This window comes from Chryseobacterium sp. C39-AII1, assembly GCF_039672645.1.
GTDB lineage: Bacteria > Bacteroidota > Bacteroidia > Flavobacteriales > Weeksellaceae > Chryseobacterium.
The window spans coordinates 1-19,113 of the sequence record NZ_JBDFPQ010000001.1; the positions used below are offsets into that span (position 1 = coordinate 1).

The window sequence follows — 19,113 nt, forward strand, 5'->3', positions numbered from 1 at the left end:
TACAACCTTTAGGGTGGTTTTAGCGGTGGGGCTCACCTGTTCCCATTCCGAACACAGAAGTTAAGCCCACCAGCGCCGATGGTACTGCTAACGCGGGAGAGTAGGTCGCCGCCAGTTTTTATTAAAAAGTCTCATACTTTAATTAGTATGAGACTTTTTTTTGCGCTAAACTCAAGCATCACGAAACAAACTTACCCAAAGAGTTATCTTTGCCTATTGCCTATTGCCTATTGCCTATTGCCTATTGCCTATTGCCTATTGCAAAGCTCCGTAGGAGCGCCCTGGTAATAGCATTACAATGTGATGCAGAGATCATGAGCCCCGTAGGGGCGGTCTGTTAATAACAGAAAATAGTTTTTGTATCATTACGAGAATAGCAGGTAGTCTGTGTTGAGCTTGTCGAAGTAAAGCCAACTCATTTAATTAATGCAACTATTTTGTTTTTAATTAATGTACCCATCTTACTTTTCTATAATATCTTCGATATTTTTCTTAAATATCACTTAACATCTTAAATCCTCTTAATGGTTAATATAAAATCCTCATTTTTATATTTTAGTCAGCCAGTCTAGATTTAAAATTAAACTATTCTTTTCTGGTAATTTTACTTTCAATGCAGCGTTTGTCATCCTGGAAGGATCTAAACCCCGTTGCAGCAAAATCAATGCCTTCACGTTTTTATCTATCTATCTATCTATCTATCAAAATAGGATTATCATCCTATCCTTATGTAAATCGCCACTTCGTGGCTCACGGGTGTTTTGAAAATCAAAAGAAATTGATTAAAAACGTTCTCAGAAATAATAATTTAAAAATAAATCAAGATTATTGGAGAACCATTTTTATCCACATAAATATCCGTAACATCCACAATAGCCCATCACATCATCTTGAAAAATAAAAAATCCGGTTATCATTTTTCTATTCCCTTTTAATATTCTGACTTAAATTTCTAGGGAGATGACAAAACTTCTATTTACTTTCTCAAAAATCAATTTTAGCATCATAGTATTCTTGTTTCTCAATGATTTTGCATGCTATTTTTTACTCAATATTTTACATACTTATAAGGTCGAACGTTTAAGCAAGGTATGTTGCAAAGAATTTATTTTAATTAAATCAATTTCATTTTAGAAAAAAATATATTTTTATCTAACGATTTAGCATATTTATAAAGCTAATTAATTATTAGTATGAATATTCGCGTGAATTTAAATTTTGTTTATAAATATTTTATTAAATAATATTAAAATTTTGTTAAGTTTGTTTAAATAAACACTTTATATGAAAAAAGTAATTTTTAAAATCGGATTATTACAATCTGCTTTGATTTCTCTCAGCAGTTTGTATGCTCAGAAGAATGATTCTCTTAAAACAACTAAAATTGATGAAGTAGTTGTCACAGCTTATGGTGTGAAAAAAGAGAAAAAAGCGCTAGGTTATGCTTTTCAAGATGTAAAAGGGCAGGCTTTAGTAGAAGCTAAAGAAAATAATGTTACTAATGCCTTAGTAGGTAAAGTTGCGGGTCTTCAGGTTATAAAAGGAGGTTTCGGTCCAGGTGCTTCTTCTAAAATTAATTTAAGAGGTTTTAATTCTATTAAAGGAGATAATCAACCATTAATTGTTGTCGATGGTATTCCTATCAATAATTCTGCGGGTGTAAAAGGTAAGGCTCAAGAAAGTAGTGTAAAGAATAATGACTTTTGGAATCCTGACACTGATATGGGGAATGGATTAAGTGATATTAATCCCGATGATATTGAAAGTGTTTCTGTTCTGAAAGGAGGGGCTGCTTCCGCGTTATACGGTGCTAGGGCGGGAAATGGTGTAATTTTAATTACAACGAAGAGTGGCAAAAAGAAAGGAGGAGTGGGTATTACCTATTCAACAAGTTTAGGTTTTGAAAATATTTTTATGAAACCTGAAATGCAGAATTCTTTTGGAAGAGGAAGCAATGGTTTGGTAAATCCAGCAGGAGATAATTCTACTTTAAGCTGGGGACCTTCAATAGATGGATCAAAAGTCAACGATAATTTGGCTAATTTTTTTAGAACCGGAACAAATACACAACATACATTAAGTTTTCAGGAAACTTTAGGAGAAGGTACCAGCTTATATACTTCAGCTAATTATCTTAGCGACAATAGTATGATTCCTAATTCAAAGTATGAAAGATGGAATTTTATGGCGAGAATCAATTCTGTTTTTGGTGCACAAAAGAGATGGACATCTGATATAAAAGTACAGTATATCAGTACAAATGTTAATAATAGACCTTCGGGAGGACAAGGAGCGGGTAATTATTATCCAAATGTCTTGTTATTGCCAAGAGACGTTAATATTACTGATTATAAGGAAGGGATGACCCAAAATAATGTTAAACAAATATGGTTAAATAATGATGGAATTAATCCTTATTGGGCAGCATATAATAGGTTGAATGAAGATAAGAAAGATAGATTTATAGCAAGTGGTTATTTGAAGTATCAATTTAATGATTGGCTAAGTGTAGATACAAGACTAGGAACTGATATTTATTCTCTAGCGGCTAATTCGAGAACGTGGACGGGTTCAAGTTTAGATAATTCATATAATACCAGTCAGGAAAAATTTTACGAAAATAACTATATAGCCAGCATTAATGCTAAAAAAGATAATATTATTGGAAAATGGAATGCTTCACTTTCCGTGTATGGGCAAATGATGGAATCTAGAACAAATGCGATATATCTTTCTGCTCCTAAACTAGTAGCCCCTAATTTATTTAATATTAATAATTCAGATGGTAACCCTTTAAATTCGGAAGTTATTTTAAATAAAAAAATAAATTCTGCTTTTGCTTCCGGGGAGATTAATTATGATAATTTCTGGTTTATCAACGGAACATTCAGAAATGATTGGTCTTCTACATTAAGTATAGAAAAACGTTCCTATAACTATTCTTCTATCAGTACTTCTTTGGTTTTAACCGATATGATAGAAAAACTAGCAAATAAAAAATCTAAAATTTTAAGTTTTGCAAAATTAAGGGCATCATATGCTATTACTGGTAATTCTCTAGATCCTTATGAGCTTTATAATACCTATATTATAAAAAGGGATCCTAATGGAAATATTATTGCTGAAAGACAGAAAACGCTTTATAATCCTAACTTAGGGAATGAAAGCCTAAAAATATTCGAAGTTGGAGCTGATATAAAACTATTCAATAGAGTTTCAATAGATTTCAGTTATTATAATTCACGTGCAGAAGATCAGTTGCTAGACCTTCCTATGAACCCACTTTCTGGTTATGATAATAGAAAAATTAGTGCTGGACTTATAAGAAATAGAGGTATTGAAGTGGTACTAAATTCCGATATCATACGAAATGAAAAATTTATTTGGAATGCTAATATTAATTTCTCTAAAAATAACAATACAATAGATAAACTAGATGGAGAGGTACTGAAATATCCTTTAGCTGGTTTTGATGATATAGCAGTATTTGCAGAAGTTGGTAGAAAATACGGAGCTATTTATGGATCGAGGTTTTTAAGAGTTCAGGATACCAATAGTCCTTTTTACGGAAAACTTATTTTAGGAGCTAATGGCTTACCTCAGATAGACAGAGGACCTTACTTTTTGGGAGATCAAACTCCAAGAGCTTTATTCGGATTTATCAATAGTTTTTCTTATAAAAATATAGGATTGTCTTTTCAAATTGATGGAAGAATTGGAGGTAAATTCTTCTCAGGAACTCAGGCTGCGCTTCAACGTACAGGTTTAGCTGCTGATACTGCTCCGGGGGGAAAGCGTGATAATTTTGTAGTAGATGGAGTAGTGGGTAGCAACGGAAACTACACTCAAAATAATGTAGAGGTAAGCCAACAGGATTATTGGACGGCGATACATAGCGGGAACCTAGGTATTACTGAGCAAAATGTATATGATGCGACCAATATTAGGTTAAGAAATGTTCAGCTTTCTTACGCTTTTCCGAAAGAATTGTTCCAAAATTTTGCACTTAAATCTGCTAAAGTTGCATTTACGGCAAATAATGTATGGATGATTTACAGTAAATCGAAAGGCATAGATCCCGAATCTATTTTTGCAATTAGTTCTAATGCAACAGGATTTGAAAACTTTGCTTTTCCAACAATGAGATCTTATCTATTTACTCTTACTTTAGGCTTTTAATAAAAAAACATGATTAAAATGAAAAAATATATAATTCCTAGTTTAATTGCATGTATTGCTTTGTCAGGATGTAATGACTTTGAGGAAATTAATGTAAATCCATTATCTCCAAATGTTAACCAAGTAGAACCTCAGTACTTTTTAAATAATTCTATTCTGGGAGCTCAGCAAGATCCTAATATTGCAGAAAGAGTTTTTGTCTTATACTGGAAAACTGCCGCAAGACAACACCTTTCAACGGGAATTGCTGGGGCTACAGATAATGATTCTTGGTCGGTAGAGTATTGGAAATATATTTCCGAATGGTTGAATAATGCAAATACAGCCATTGAAGTCGCTAATGAAAAAAAAGCAAGTGGAAATTCTCAGCCATATTATGATAATTTAATTCAGGCTTCACGTATTTGGAGAGCTTATTTAATGAGTGAATTCTCCGATAATTTCGGGCCACAACCTATTTTGGCTTTTAAAGGATCAAACCCTAGTTTCAATTCTGAAAAAGATATATATTATTATATTTTGGATGAACTAAAAGATGCTACTGCCAAAATGGATCTTAACCAACCTATTCCGGGAGATAACATAGCTAAATATGATATGGCATTTAAAATGGATTGGTCTAAATGGGTAAAATATGGCAATTCAATGCGTATGAGAATTGCCATGAGGATTTCTGAAGTAGATCCCGCGAAAGCTAAAACAGAATTTGAAGCAGCAGCTAATTCCAATATGTTTATAAGTACCAGTGCAGATAATTTTTCTATTGCTGAAAAACCGGGCTGGGACGCATTAACGGGAGTTATGTCCAGAGAATGGAATCCGCAACTTTTATCCGCAACGTTAAATAATTTATATATTGGATTAGGAGGTATAAATTCTACCAACCAGTTACCCGCATCTCAAGCATCTTCCGTAAAGGCAGATAATTATATCGGAGTAAAGTATAGTGAACAATTTACAACTCTTACAAATGATCCTTCTGCAGGATATTGGCTAGATGGCCTTCCTAGTAAAATAGATCCGAGAGCTTATAAAACATTTTATATTCCTGGAGATTTTTCAAGTCCTATTTATTCCTATTATCCGTCGTACACCAATGATGCAACAACAAATTCTGGAACTCTTACATTTGCTAATAACAGTACTACTACAATTAATACAGTAAATACTTGGAACGCCTTTACAATAGGAAACTGGGGAGTAAAAGGGCAGAGAAATGGATTAAGAGGATTAATTGGAAGAGCTCCTGCCTTGGGTAAACAATATCGAGAAAGTACAAATTCCAGAATATTTTTTGCAAGCTGGGAGTCTTATTTCTTAATTGCCGAGGCTGCTTTAAAAGGTTGGTCAACACCAATGAGTGACGTAGCGGCTTATAATAAAGGAATACAAGATAGTTTTAATTATAATGGTGTTTCTCAATTTTATGGTCAATATATAAACTCGACGGATTATAACAGAGATGGTACTTCTGTGTCATATTCACACACAACAGAACCTGGAGCAACACATACGATGCAATATAAAGATCCGGCAACAAATAATTTGGTTTCCGTAGCAGTTAACTATCCGGTAAATACTATTTATAAGAACGGTGCATTTAAAAATGATAAGCTAACAAAAATTATTACTCAAAAATATTTGGCGAATGTTCCTTGGCTTCCTTTAGAATCATGGAATGATCAAAGAAGATTGGGACTTCCGTTTTTTGAAAATCCTGCTATTGAAACTCCGTTGGTGAATTTACCTAATATTAATTCGGGAAATTATATGACGAATTCCATTAAGAATTTTCCTCAACGATTAAGATATCCTAGTTCTTTCCGAAACTCAGATCCAAATGGCTATTCTAAAGCCGTTCAGCTACTCGGAGGAGAAGATGCCGTTTTAACACCATTGTGGTGGGCAAAGCATTAAGAGCATAATAGTGGAACTATAAACTTTTTAATTCCTTTTCATTTTTATGGGAAGGAATTTTTTTTGTTTGAGTTAAGGTCCAACAGTAAAAACGACACGGCTGCTATACGTTGCTGCTGGAATGGTAACCGAAACGCCGCTTAATTGTAGTTGAATATTTATCCCCGTATAAGAACCTAGGGCTAAAATAGCTTGTATCCGAAATAGCTCAATCGCAGTTTGGGTAATTGTCTGATAAGCTGTTCCACCAGTAATCGAGCACAAAGCACAAGTTGTCGTTCCGTTATTTGTTCTTTTTCCGGATAAAATTAATGAGCTATTCCAGGTTGGGTTAGCTTCATAATGTACAGAAACTCTCCCTGTTCCTAATAATAGGGGAACGCTTACAGCAAGTATTACTTGATTGGTTGCACTTTCATAAATTCCGGCATAATTACTTCCAGCTTCTGTAATAGATGGAATTGTGGGTGCCCAATTATTACCTGTTACAGTTATGGTCTGCGCTTTATAATGGCTACCGAAGAATATCAGTAGAAAAATGTATAATATTATGGGGCGATATGTTGATCTAAATTTCATTTTATAAATTTTATTCCGTGATAGTGTAGGTTATTACAACAGGAGTATTGGCTCGTGTATTCAAATTAGCATAATTATTTACAACAAGGCTAATTGTCAACCTGTGCCCGTTATTGGCGCCATTTCCTGTAAAAGCTCCCCCAATTCCGGTGATAATGTTGACTGCTGTTGTCGTTAACGTAACCTGAGCAGTGGGAGTTCCCAAGGTTCCACCTCCTGATCCCGCTGCGGCGGCAGCTTGTAATCTGATATCAACTCCAGGGATAACTTGGTTTACAGATGCAGTTACTCTTCTGGTAAGACCTCCTGAAGCAATGGCAGAAGTATAATTAATCCATTTGGTTGTATTGGCGGTTGGTGCTACCAATGGTTGTCCCGCTTCGGTTGGTGCCGTAAAGTTCATGGCGATTGTTCCGGCAGGTTCAATATCTAATAAAGTGACAATGGGTAACGTTACCGTAACCGTTCTGTTTCCTGTGGTTTGTGAAGAGGCAAAATGAAACATCAAGCAGGAAATTATTACTATTAAATGGTTAATTACTTTCATTTTTTCTTCTTTATTTCATTATAACCTACTTTTATGCTTTCCTGTTGGTATTTTATTTCACTTTGCTGTTTGGTGATATGAATAGTTATGTTTTGTTTTTCAGAAGGTTTTAAGTTTAATTCAAAATTTTCAGCGGAGATTTTATAGCGTTTATCAAGACCGTTTCGATAGAGTTTTACTTTCCAGTTTCCGGGTCTTAAATAGGTAAAATCAAAAGAGTCTCCAATCAAAACAATTTTTCGATAGGTTTGATCTCCATTCGTTGCTTCAATAATGATGCTTTCTTTTTTCTTTCTATCGCGATTAGGCGGAAATTTTGCGAAGCTGTATTGATTTTCATTTTCACTCAACTGAACGGTTCCTTCAATACTCGAAGCTGTTGTTAAACCGAAATTGAAAATATTTTCTTTTTCGTTAAGGTGTACAGATGCTGGCAAAGAAACATTGGTAATATCATTAATTTGGGTTGTAGAACGGTCTATTTCAAGATAATAATCTCCCGGAATGATATTTTTAAATACATAATTTCCATTTTTATCCGTCACCGAAAGATAGCTTCCCAACATCAGCTTAATACCTTCTGTTTTTTTGACGCCTAAGTTGCCAATATTTCCCGAAAGCGTTGTATACTCAGCAATTTTCTGAACAGGAACCCGCATTCTTAACGTATATCGAAGGGAAAATATAAAATCTTTATTTCCCAATTCTCCGCGCTGAAGTGAATATCTTCCCGAAAGATCCAATTCATTTCCCGGAAAAATCTGTTGATGAAAAAGCAATTCAAAAAGATTTCGATCTTTAAAATATTCTTCGGGCATATAATTATTCTGATAAAAAAGACTGAAATTTGTTTTATCCGAAAGCCTGCTGATAATTCTTGCCCCATAATAAATTTGCCTTTGATTTTCTAATTGATAGCGAGAAGTAATGGCATAGCTGGTAAAAATAGTAAAGTAAGTTCTAAACTTTTCAAAAGCTAAATTAGCGGTATAAAAGCTCGTATTTCCAGTAAATCCTGTGAGGTAATTTTCAGTTTTACCAAATTGCCCTTCTAGATTTACATTAAAAATTCCGATTTTTTGATCTAAACTTACTTTAAAAAAGCGCTCATAATAATCAAATTGTTTGGGTTCTAAACGATCCTGATATTTTTGAAATCCGTTGTAAAGCATTACAGATCCCGTTGAATGATATTTATATTGTAAACCATATTGGAGAAAATTTCTGTAAGGGGCAGCAAGAAATAAAGTATCACGTTGAAAATTTCTTGCATCCCGCATGTAATTTGCAAAAACATTCAGTTTATTAGAAATTCTATATTGTAAATTTCCGTTGAACGTGCTTGTATTGGTAAAGTATCCTGCAAATTGCGGACTGGCTCTCATATACATCACATTTCCATTCAATCGGTCAAAAGTGGCCTGAGCTTGCGCCATGTAAGCACTGCCTTCTAATTCTTTTGTTTTGCTGTATGCTAATTCTCCCGAAACGGTTATATTTTTTGTGAGTTTAAATTTTCCTGTAGCATAAGGAAGATGAGCTTCTGAATCCAGTCGAATTGTTCCGTAATTAAGCTCTCCCGATCTCGGAATTTTATGAAGATAACCTGCCATTATTTCCGATTCTTTTCGAATTTTAAAAGTGGAATACACATTAAATTCATCTTTAATATCTCTGAAAAACCTCGGATGATTATAAAAACCTCCCAAACTGAATTTCTTGAAATCATATCTAATTTCGGCTCCACGACCATATCTTGCAAATTCAGTTAAATAAGATGCTGAATAATTTTTATCTCCTAGATGAACAAAAAAATTGTCTCGTTTATAATTGATAAAATACTCTTCATATTGTGTAAAGGAGTTGAATTCTACAGGATTTTCTGTGACGGCATGAAATTCAATATTATTTTTATTGTCTTTATCCAGACTTCCTTTTCCATAAATTTCTCCCTGAAAGCCATCCTGATACATTCCCATATTATGCATTCCGATAAAAGATAAAGAAGCGGCAACGGAAAGTCTGTGATAAATATCGTCTTCCACAGGTTTTACAGAAATAATTTTAGTACTTACGTAAACAGATTGATTTTCTGTAGGGTTTTCTCGTGAATACACCGAAAGGTTTAAATTTTGATATTCATTTTGTCCGAGTTCTGCGCTTGTTGTTTTATGAATGTTAATAATTTTTGTTTCGCCCGGCTGCATCATAAGATCGGGTACATGATCTACAATGGCATTTTTACTTTCAAGAATAAGGTTTTCCACAATATTTCCACCATTTTTTATTATAAATGATGCCTGAATGGTTTCACCGGCTCTTATAAATTCTGGCGAATCAAGCGCTGTCACGGAAAGTTTTCTGCTTCCGGAAATAATAATATTTTCCTTTTTGGTAAAGCGGTTACCATTCGCTTGATCGGTTCCATAGATAATCACAGAATATATTCCTTGCGGTGCTTCTGCCGAAATTCTTAGTGGAACAATATAAGATTTGCTTTCACCAGCAGAAATATTGAATTCACTTTTGGATAAAATCGGAATAATGTTAGGATTGGAAGTGGTTACTTCAATCGTGAATTTTTTGTTTTCTGAACTTGAATTTTCTAAAATAAAGGAAATAGAGGTAGACGTTCCCGGTAGCAGACTATCTTTTTTAGTAACAATTTCTCTCGATTGTTGTTGGGAAAAAGTAAGTACAGGGAATAATAAGGAAATATATAAAGTCCAAATTTTAATCATTCTTTATTTCTAGTTCCACATTCAGGGCGAAGGCATTTTCGTTTTCGTCAGTGGCAATAATCACCGCATTGTATTTATCAGGCGGTACTTTGCTGATATCGATAGGAAACGATTTGGAGGTGTGAGGCAACAAGCCCATTTCAAGACTTGTAAATGTCCCGATCTTGGCTCCGTTTTTTCGATTATAAATTTCTAAGGTAGCAGAAGGTTTGCAATACAGATTACCATTGTTGGCAATCGCAATTTTGGCAACTTTTATTCCTTCTTCTTTATCAATTTTTACACTTTCAAATTTAAGATTAGGTTTTGCTTTTTCAGTATCAAAATCTGTGATTACCTGAATGGCATATCTTACAATCGAGGTAATATTTACTCCTTGTTTATTGTCATTGGGCTTAATATCTTCCACAGGTTCTACCATGATTACACTCCAGTAACTTCCGGGTTCAGAAATTTTATTAGGAATAGTGATTTCATAATAAATCTCTGTTTTTTCTTTTCCTTTAAGTGTTACTAAATTCGTATTGAATTTTATCCAATCAATATTAGTTCGATCATTGGTATGCGGCGTAGAATAATTAATGGTTCCATCTGATTTATAACTAAAATCCTGAAGGAAAATTTTTACGTTTTGCGGTTGACTGCTTGTATTTTCTAAAGCAATTTTTCCTTTATAAACCTTTCCGTTTTCTACTTTATAAGTGTGGGAAAGCCCATTGAGAACCACAATTCCTGCCTTCAAAAAACTAAATTGAAGGATGAAAGTGAGCAATAGGAATATACGCTTTATCATAATGTATGTAAAGTTTGGAGTTAAATCGATAGCAATACAAGATCAAGAAGAAACGTCATGCGATTTCTTCTTGCCTGTAATTAAAGATGAAATTGGGACAGTTAGTTGTCCGAAATAGTGTACGTAACCGTCGCTACAGTAGTTGCAGTTGCCTGTAAATCTGCATATACCGCTACACCGCCAGGTCCACTTCCGGGAGCTAAAGCATAGGTCAGGTTATGTCCGTTATTGGCTCCATTTCCTGTGTAAGCACTTCCGATTCCTGAGATAATGGTTTGGTCTGCAGCGCTCAACGTTAGCTGAGCAGACGGAGTTCCCAAAGTTCCTCCTCCGGAACCTGTAGCCGCTGCCGCAGTTACGTGAATATCAATCCCCGGAATAATAGCGTTAAGCTTTACAGATACATTACGCGTAGGGTCTGCAACAGATTTTATAGAAGAATAATTAAGCCAAAGCGTGGTATTGGCCGCATTTGCTACGATAGGCTGTCCGGCTTCTGTAGGAGCTGTGAATCCTAAAGTGATGTTTTTGGTAGCAGCAGGCTCAATATCTACCAATGCTACTTCCGGAATAGAAATCGTTATCGTGTGATTGTCTGTGTTGGTGTCTTGTGCATGTAAAGTAGCAGAAAAAGCTACAGCAGCTAAAGACATAGCTAATGTGAATTTTAATTTTTTCATGTTATTATTGTTATTTGGTGAGGTGAAGTTAATAAAAATCAATATAATATGAAATATTTTAACAGTATTTTTTTATGCTTATACATTCAGTCTCAATATCTTAATGTTACTGAGAATAAATGATTTTCACATAATTATTAAAAAGATATATATTAAATTTATGATTATAATCAATTCACCAAAAAAGCCTTACACAGTTTTGTATAAGGCTTAAATTTATTTTTCGGGAAAAATTTTTAAAATAGCTATGCCCAATGCGGATCGGAAACAGTTGGTTTCCCAGATTCTGTTCTTCCTGCAAAATACCAGATATGAGTTCCTGAAATTAGTTTTAGATCATACCAACCTTTCATTTTATCTAAATTGATTGTGATTTTTTCTTCCGATTTGTTTAAAGAAATTTTCTTTTGTGTTTTAAGGTAAAAATCTTCAATCGTTAATTCAGTAGTATTTTTGCCGAATTTTTTAAATGTAAGTTCAACTTCATTTTTAGAAGGAATTTCTTTAAACGATATTTTTAGTTCAGGCGTATTTTCGCCTTTAAAGTTTCTGTAAAAGCCGTTTGGTCCTAAAACTTCATAATCATATTTCCCTGAATTTGTAGCGTGTGACAACTCTTTTTTAGCATATAAAGCATAAGAAAAGTGATAGTTGTCCGAATTAAATTGTGTTCGGTCGTAAATCAATAACGGAACGCCTACCTCAGCCAAATTGCTCATTTTAATGTTGCCGTTTTCAAGATTCACTTCATAATGATAAGGAAGTGAATTGGATGGTTTTAAACCTCTTTCCTGGATTTCTAGTAAATGATCATTCAATTCATTTTCTGCATACCATTTTAATTGAGGAACAGGTTTATTTTTCGCAGAATTGATCGTTTTAGCATACTCTTTTTGATTTAAATAATTCATCTGCGGAATTTTTACGCTTGATGAATTAAATGCCGAAGTCAAGTCTCCACAAATTGCTCTCCTCCAATCGCTGATATTATCAATCTTTACGTCTTTCTTATATTTTTTCTGAATAAATTTTTCTAAAAACTGCAACACCGAAGTATGATCCGAAACTTCTGAATTCACAAAACCTCCTTTCGTCCAGGGCGAAGCAATAATCATCGGAACCCGATAACCTAAACCAACTGTTCCTTCAACTTTTTCGTAATCTTTCAAATTTTCTTTCGACATATATTCCTGGCTTTTATCAACATATTCCACACCTTCTTTTCCGTTCAGATCAACAGGTTGATTTGGGTTCATTGGTGGTGCGAAAGGCAAAACATGATCGAAATAGCCATCATTTTCATCATAATTAATAATGAAAATAGTCTTTTTCCAGGTTTCAGTATCTTTGGTTAAAATATTCAACACTTCAGAAATATACCATGCGCCATACCACGGCGAACTTGGATGATCGGAGAAGTGTTCAGGAGCCACCAGCCATGAAACCAACGGCAACTTTTTATCCTCAACATCTTTTCTGAACTGATGCAAAACATCACCTTTCGGAACAACCAGTCTTTCACCGTTTTCATCTTTTCCTATTTCAATTTGATGATAATCAGGATCGTTGATGTTGGTGGTAAATGCTTTTTCGTGTAGATTTTTTTCTTTCTGAGAAAGTTTGGCAAAATTCTCAGGTTTATATTCTTCCAAATCACGGTTGAGCTCAGCGATTATTCCTTCCAATCGCTCTTTCTCCTTAGGGTTTTTCTCGATTTCCTTCTTTAACGGAGAAATGATATTCGGAATATTCTCATGATACCCTTTCGAGAATTTTACATTAAATTTTGAAAACCATTCAATCGGATTATCCGTAAAATTACCCAACCAGGATTCCTCCTCGCCATTCATACCTTTTGGAAGGCTGATTTCATTCTGATAAATTTTCCACGAAACATTTTGCTCTTCCAAAATCTCAGGAAAAGCTTTCCATTTCGCCTGTTTTGCTTTATCGTAATCTATATTTTCATTATAAACATTGGCTTTCACTTTACCGTTTTGCTGCTCACGAAGTGTACCCGACCAAAGAAAAAGTCGGTTGGGAGTGGTTCCCGTTAACGATGAACAGAAATATTGATCGAAAATCGTAAAAGCATCCGCCAGCTGATAATAAAACGGCAGATCTTCACGGTTGTAATAACCTAACGTCAGCGGAATATTCTTATACTCTTTATTTCCTGATGCTTTTGACTGGAGCCATTTATCAAATTTTCCTTTGTTTAAAGCATGTTGCTGATTGTCCCATGAATGCGGTAGCGAACTCATCCACGTCGCTTTTGTATTTCTTAAATCTAAACGAGCCGGAGCAGCATATTTTCCATCATCATTTTTTTGAAAAAAAACGGAATGCCCATCTTCTTTTTTAAAAGCTCTTTGATCTAAAAATCCTCTCACGCCTTTCAATGCGCCGAAAGCGTGATCGAAAGAACGGTTTTCCTGCATCAATATCACCACATGCTCGGCATCATAAAAGGTAGACTGAGCATCTGGCTCTATTGCTAATGCCTTTAAAATAGATGGGTGCAGCATGGTAGAAGTTCCCAATCCTGCTAAAAGCAAACTCGATTTTTCTAAAAATTCTCTTCTTTTCATATCCAATCATAATAATAAAGAAACCGCAAGTTAAGAGGTTTTTTCTTGCGATTTCTTTTATTTAATATTAAAATTATTTATTCTCTGCTTAAAAATTATAATCTCAATTTTCTTAATCTTAATAAACGAAGTTTGTTTTCCATGTAAACATTAAGGATTTAAGAAATTTATATAGTGCTAAGAATTAAGAATCAATAAATTGATTTTCTTAAGATTTTAAGTATAAATTATTTAAAATCTTAATTTCTTAATGTTTGAAAATATTTATTAAATTTTAAATAAAGCTCCACGTTTTACTGTAACCACCAAGGTTTTGAATTGATATTATCATTTCCTCCGTATTGAGAGGTTAATGCCGACTGAAGATTGCTGCTGTTGTAATTGTACTCCGTCTGTGGATATCTGAATCTGAATGGCGCTGTAACTCCTGTCTGTAAAGGATAATTGGGGTATCCTGTTCTTAAATAATCTTGGTAAGAAGTCCATTGTCCCTGATGAAACATCGTCATGTATTTCTGGGTCATAATCTTCTCCAACTGATTCGGCAAAGAAGCCGAAGTATTATAAACAACCAGCGGAGTTGCCAAATATTGATTGACATCAAAGCCTGCAAAATACTGATTAGGATTTTTTACATAGGTTTGATAGAAAGTAAAGTTGGCTTTAATCGCATTATCATAATGCGCTTTTGCAGAGCTTGTAATCCAACCTCTTGCGGAAGCTTCCGCCATAATAAATTCTAATTCAGAATAGCTTAAAATATTCGAAGGTTCATTGGTTGCATCTTTGTAAAAACGGTCATTTACTTTAGAAATATTTTTAGCAGTGATTAAAGTAGCATTATCAGAATACGACGAGGTGGGATTTCCTCCATTGTAAGCTGTGAAATCTGTAAGGGGCTTTCCTGCTTCTTTGGCTCCGGTAGTTTGTGCAGCAAAAGTGAATAAACGAGGGTCTTGTCTGTCTTTAAACATATTGATAAAATAATCTGCCATATACAAACTCGATCCGTAACCGCTGTTGTTGAACATCGTATATCTGCTGTCCGCGGCATCGGCAAATTTCAGCTCGCCATTATCGGTAATTGAGGACATCAAAGGCTGATTTCCTGCGATGGTCGCAAACTCTGTGGCAATAGTGTAAGTTCCGACTGTTGTTTTTTTAGAAAGTGAAAGTAAGATCTTCAAACGGTAAGAGTTAATCAGCTTTTTCCATTTCGTCGCATCGCCGTTGTATACAATGTCCCCTTCAATTTTATCATTGGTATTGATTAGATCATTGGCTTCTTTCAATTCAGATAAAATTCCTGCCATCACCGTTTCCTGACTGTCATATTTAGGCTGAGTGATTCCGGATTCTCCTTTTACCGCTTCTGTGTAAGGAATGCTTCCCAATTTTAAACTTAAATTATAGAAATAATAGGCTCTGTAAAATTTCCCGATCGCCTGATAATTTTTATTATTGATTTTCGCAGCTTCTTCCATCATTTTCACCGTGTTCAAAAGACCTGTAGAGTAGATTCCGAAAGAAGTGGTGTTCCATTTCATATATTGATAGACATTTTCCCCATCTGTTCCGATCAGCATTCGGGAGGCGTACATATTATCACCATTGACCTGAAAGGCATCTTTTGAAACATAGGTTAAAAGAAATTTAGGATCAATGCTTGCCTGATCGTTTGGATTTTCATTGATAGTGTCCAGGCTGCTTTCACAAGAAGTTAAGGCCAATAATCCGACAACAAATAATGATTTTATACTATTTTTCATGTTGATTAAATGCTTTTTAATTAAAATTTAAGATTAAACCCGATTCCGAACCATCTGCTCGAAGGATCCTGAATATCGTTTCCTGAGCCATCTTCTACATTTCCGATTTTGAAATCCGGATCTGAATAAAGGTTTTTAGATTTTTTCCACATCGCCAGATTGTATCCTGAAATATTGGCGGTGAATCCTTTGATCATTCCTTTTGGATTCAACAAAGAAGAAAAATCATATTCCAGCACAACAGACCTCAGCTTGATAAAAGTTCTGTCGAAAACATTGGCAAACATTTCATTTTCATCTTCCGTTACTCTTGCCTGATAAGGATAATTCTGTGCCCACGTCTGGAAGCTGATTGCTTTGGTGTGCTGAGTATAACCGCCTGTTGTAGCATTGTAATTTACCCCATCCGGTACAAAATAATACGTTCCCGGATTGGCATATTCCAGATCTCTGTATTGGGTAGAGTTCGGATGTTTTCCGCCCCACCACATTTTTTCAACAACCTGAGACCTCATCACACCACCTATGCTTCCGTCGATTCCGATGTTTAATGATAATTTTTTATACTTGAAGATGTTGTTGAAACCAAAGGTCCAGTCTGGCGCAAAATGTCCTAAGTTGGTCGGTGTGGTTGCTCTAGTTGGCATTCCCGTATCGGCATTAAGAATTACTTTTCCGTCCGGAGATTTTTGCCAAGTTGTATCGTAATAGCTGTCCATTCTTTCGCCCAATTTAATATTGTTATAATTCGGCATTCCTGCGTAGATGGATGTCAGTTTCTGTTCGTAAGTACTCCAGTTGATTAATGATTTCCAAGTAAAATGGGCTGTTTTCACAGGAACCAAGCCTAATGAAACTTCAAAACCTTTGGTTGTATATTCGTTTCCGTTTACATATTGAGACGTGAACCCTGAAGATTCAGCACTTGGGAATTCTAGAATATTGTCGTAATCTAAAGTTCTGAAATAAGTTGCATCCAACGTTACTCTGTTGTTGAATAAACCTGCACTTAGCCCCAATTCATAAGATTTTGTCTGTTCAGGTTTTAATGTATTTTCAACATTTAAAATTTTCGGATACAGGAAAGTTGGGTTTCCGTTGTAAGCAATTCCGCTGTTGTTCTGATAATAATTTCTGATGGAATAAGGCTGGAAATCATACGCCACTTTCGCCCATGAAGCAGAAAGTTTTAATAAATTGATAGATTCCGGCATTTTAACCAGATTCGAAATGACTGCACTTACCGAAGCAGAAGGATAGAAATAAGATCTGTTGGCTTTCGGAAGAGTAGAAGACCAGTCGTTACGCCCAGAAACGTTGATGAAGAAAGCATTAAATAAATCGATATCGATCGTTGAATAGGCACTGTAAATTAATTTTTCTTTTAAATACGTATAATTTTTTATTGCCCCAATGGAATTATCAAAATTATAAACCTCCGGAATTATTAAACCGTCTGTGGAAGCTTTATCGAGATTGTTTTTGTAATAAAAACCAGAACCTCCAGCGTTGATCGTAAATCCGAAATCCTCTGAGATTTTCTTTTTGTAGGTCGCTAAAACATCATAGTTGAGGTTCCATGTTTTAGTATCATTCAGAATATATCCGCCACTTCTCGGTGCATCGTAATTGAAATAAGAATACGGACTGAAAATCTCCTGTTTATTATGATTTTCAACAATCGACATTTTTCCTTTTATTGAAAAATCCTGTGTTGCTTTATATTCTAAACCAGTCTGCGCATTGATGATATTGGTTCTGTTTTTATTTTTATAATATTCAGATCCAAACCAAGGGTTGTTGTACCATGCGTAGTTCCAGTTAGCCTGTGTTCTGCCTTCCTGACCGGGAACCCAAAGGTGATTTCTCAGGTCTTTTCCGTTTACATCACCACCCATCCAGATCAGAATGGTATACATGTGACCACTCGGGTTGTAATCGTAGTTTGGAATATTGGGCGTAAAGGTTTGATTAAAATTAAATTTAGTATTGAAAATTAATTTGTCGGTAATATGATTTTCTGATGAAAAATTAACGCCATATCGCTGAAGATAAGCTCCGGGAATTCTGTCGTCATAATTCATGAAATTTCCCGAAAGCCTGTAAACATCTTTATTGTTTCTGTAGCTGATGGAGAAATTGTTATTGTTGATAACCGCAGGCTTCATGAAGGTTTTTAAATTATCATGATATTCCCAGTCGATTGGTACTCTTTCGTATCTCGATTTATCATTATACATACTTCCGGCAACCGTTCCGTACCACGGAATCACCTCTCCGGTTTGTCTGTCTCTGATTGGGCTGTTCCATTGGGCAATTTTAGTTCCGGGAACAAATTTCGGTCCCCAGATCATATCACCATCGTTTACACCACCATCGGCACCGTCCCAGAATTCATATTTTCCGTGTGAACCGTTTCCGTATTCCGTTTGCGTTTTCGGAAGATTGGTAAAACCTCCTGTGATCATCGTGTTCTGAGAAAATTCTACAGAGAAACCTTTCTTTTTAGCACTTTTTGTCGTAATTAAAACAGCACCATATCTTCCTCTCGATCCGTAAAGGGCAGAAGCGGTTGCTCCTTTCAATACGTTGATATTATCGATGTTGTTGGGATCTAAATTCTGGAAAACTTCTTTTTCTACAATCACCCCGTCGATCACGAAAACTAAGTTTGAGTTTCCTCTCAAAGTAAATTCAGGAGCCTGTTGCATTCCCGTTGGGTTAGAAACATTCAAACCGGCAACCTGCCCGGAGAATAAGTTCCCGATACTTGGTGTCGTAATAGTTTCAAATTGCTTGGTTCCGACTTCCTGAGTAGAATATCCTATCTTTTCTTTCTTTTTAGCAATTCCCAATGCGGTAATTACTACGCCTTCAATTTGTTTCTCAGATACTTTCTTTAGAACAACAGAATAGTTTTTTCTGTTGGAAACTTCTACCGTATACATCGAAAATTCGGGTGAATAAAATTCAAGAATATCTTTCGGGTTGGCAGAGATGGTGAAATTACCATTGGCATCTGTAGTAGCTGTTTTTCCGGTGTTTTTATCGGTGATGCTCACCCCAGAAACACTGGAGCCGTTTTCGGATTTTACATTTCCGGAAATGTTAATTTCTTGGGCAGTAAGATAAAGGGGGAGTAAAAAAACTGCAAAAGTAGCTAAAGTCTTCTTCATTTTTTTGAAGGCAAATTTAGACCTGCATTATTACTTGGGTTTTAAGGTTTTATTAACATAAAAATATGATTTTATGATAAGCTAAAGATAAAATTTAATGAAATAATAACCGCAAAAATGAAGCTTAACTCAAAAATTTTT

10 protein-coding genes and 1 rRNA gene are annotated in these 19,113 nt (G+C 35.0%); 3 read left to right on the forward strand and 8 right to left on the reverse strand.

Annotation, left to right across the window (positions count from 1 at the left end; genetic code table 11):
* Positions 1-9 precede the first annotated feature (9 nt).
* From rrf to ABEG63_RS00015, 3 genes are all read left to right on the forward strand, one after another.
* A 5S ribosomal RNA gene (gene rrf / locus ABEG63_RS00005) occupies positions 10-117 on the forward strand.
* Positions 118-1,284: 1,167 nt separating this feature from the next.
* A complete protein-coding gene (locus ABEG63_RS00010) occupies positions 1,285-4,179 on the forward strand; it encodes a SusC/RagA family TonB-linked outer membrane protein (RefSeq protein WP_346582014.1) in 2,895 nt (964 codons plus the stop codon).
* A gap of 18 nt (positions 4,180-4,197) precedes the next feature.
* A complete protein-coding gene (locus tag ABEG63_RS00015; RefSeq protein ID WP_346582016.1) occupies positions 4,198-6,096 on the forward strand; it encodes a SusD/RagB family nutrient-binding outer membrane lipoprotein in 1,899 nt (632 codons plus the stop codon).
* A 72-nt stretch (positions 6,097-6,168) separates the two neighbouring features.
* Here the strand turns inward: ABEG63_RS00015 and ABEG63_RS00020 are convergent, their stop codons facing one another.
* From ABEG63_RS00020 to ABEG63_RS00055, 8 genes are all read right to left on the reverse strand, one after another.
* Complete coding sequence (locus ABEG63_RS00020) at positions 6,169-6,675, reverse strand: hypothetical protein (RefSeq protein WP_267406835.1); 507 nt, start codon at positions 6,673-6,675, stop codon at positions 6,169-6,171.
* A 10-nt stretch (positions 6,676-6,685) separates the two neighbouring features.
* Positions 6,686-7,180: a hypothetical protein gene (locus ABEG63_RS00025; protein WP_346582018.1), complete on the reverse strand. Its 495-nt coding sequence runs from the start codon at positions 7,178-7,180 to the stop codon at positions 6,686-6,688.
* 38 nt (positions 7,181-7,218) lie between these two features.
* Positions 7,219-9,963 (reverse strand): hypothetical protein, encoded by a 2,745-nt coding sequence (locus ABEG63_RS00030; RefSeq protein ID WP_346582020.1) that lies wholly within the window; start codon positions 9,961-9,963, stop codon positions 7,219-7,221.
* A complete protein-coding gene (locus tag ABEG63_RS00035) occupies positions 9,956-10,756 on the reverse strand; it encodes a DUF3324 domain-containing protein (RefSeq protein ID WP_346582022.1) in 801 nt (266 codons plus the stop codon). The genes ABEG63_RS00030 and ABEG63_RS00035 overlap by 8 nt, the downstream gene beginning before the upstream one ends.
* 101 nt (positions 10,757-10,857) lie before the next feature.
* Positions 10,858-11,436, reverse strand: coding sequence for a hypothetical protein (locus tag ABEG63_RS00040; protein WP_267406840.1), 579 nt, complete (start codon positions 11,434-11,436; stop codon positions 10,858-10,860).
* Positions 11,437-11,681: 245 nt separating this feature from the next.
* Positions 11,682-14,027, reverse strand: a complete 2,346-nt coding sequence (locus ABEG63_RS00045; protein WP_346582024.1) for a phospholipase C, phosphocholine-specific — start codon at positions 14,025-14,027, stop codon at positions 11,682-11,684.
* Between the two features lie 293 nt (positions 14,028-14,320).
* Positions 14,321-15,796 carry a SusD/RagB family nutrient-binding outer membrane lipoprotein gene (locus ABEG63_RS00050; RefSeq protein ID WP_346582026.1) on the reverse strand — a complete coding sequence of 492 codons (1,476 nt, stop codon included), beginning with the start codon at positions 15,794-15,796 and terminating at the stop codon, positions 14,321-14,323.
* 20 nt (positions 15,797-15,816) lie between these two features.
* Positions 15,817-18,972: a SusC/RagA family TonB-linked outer membrane protein gene (locus ABEG63_RS00055; RefSeq protein ID WP_346582028.1), complete on the reverse strand. Its 3,156-nt coding sequence runs from the start codon at positions 18,970-18,972 to the stop codon at positions 15,817-15,819.
* Positions 18,973-19,113: the final 141 nt, after the last annotated feature.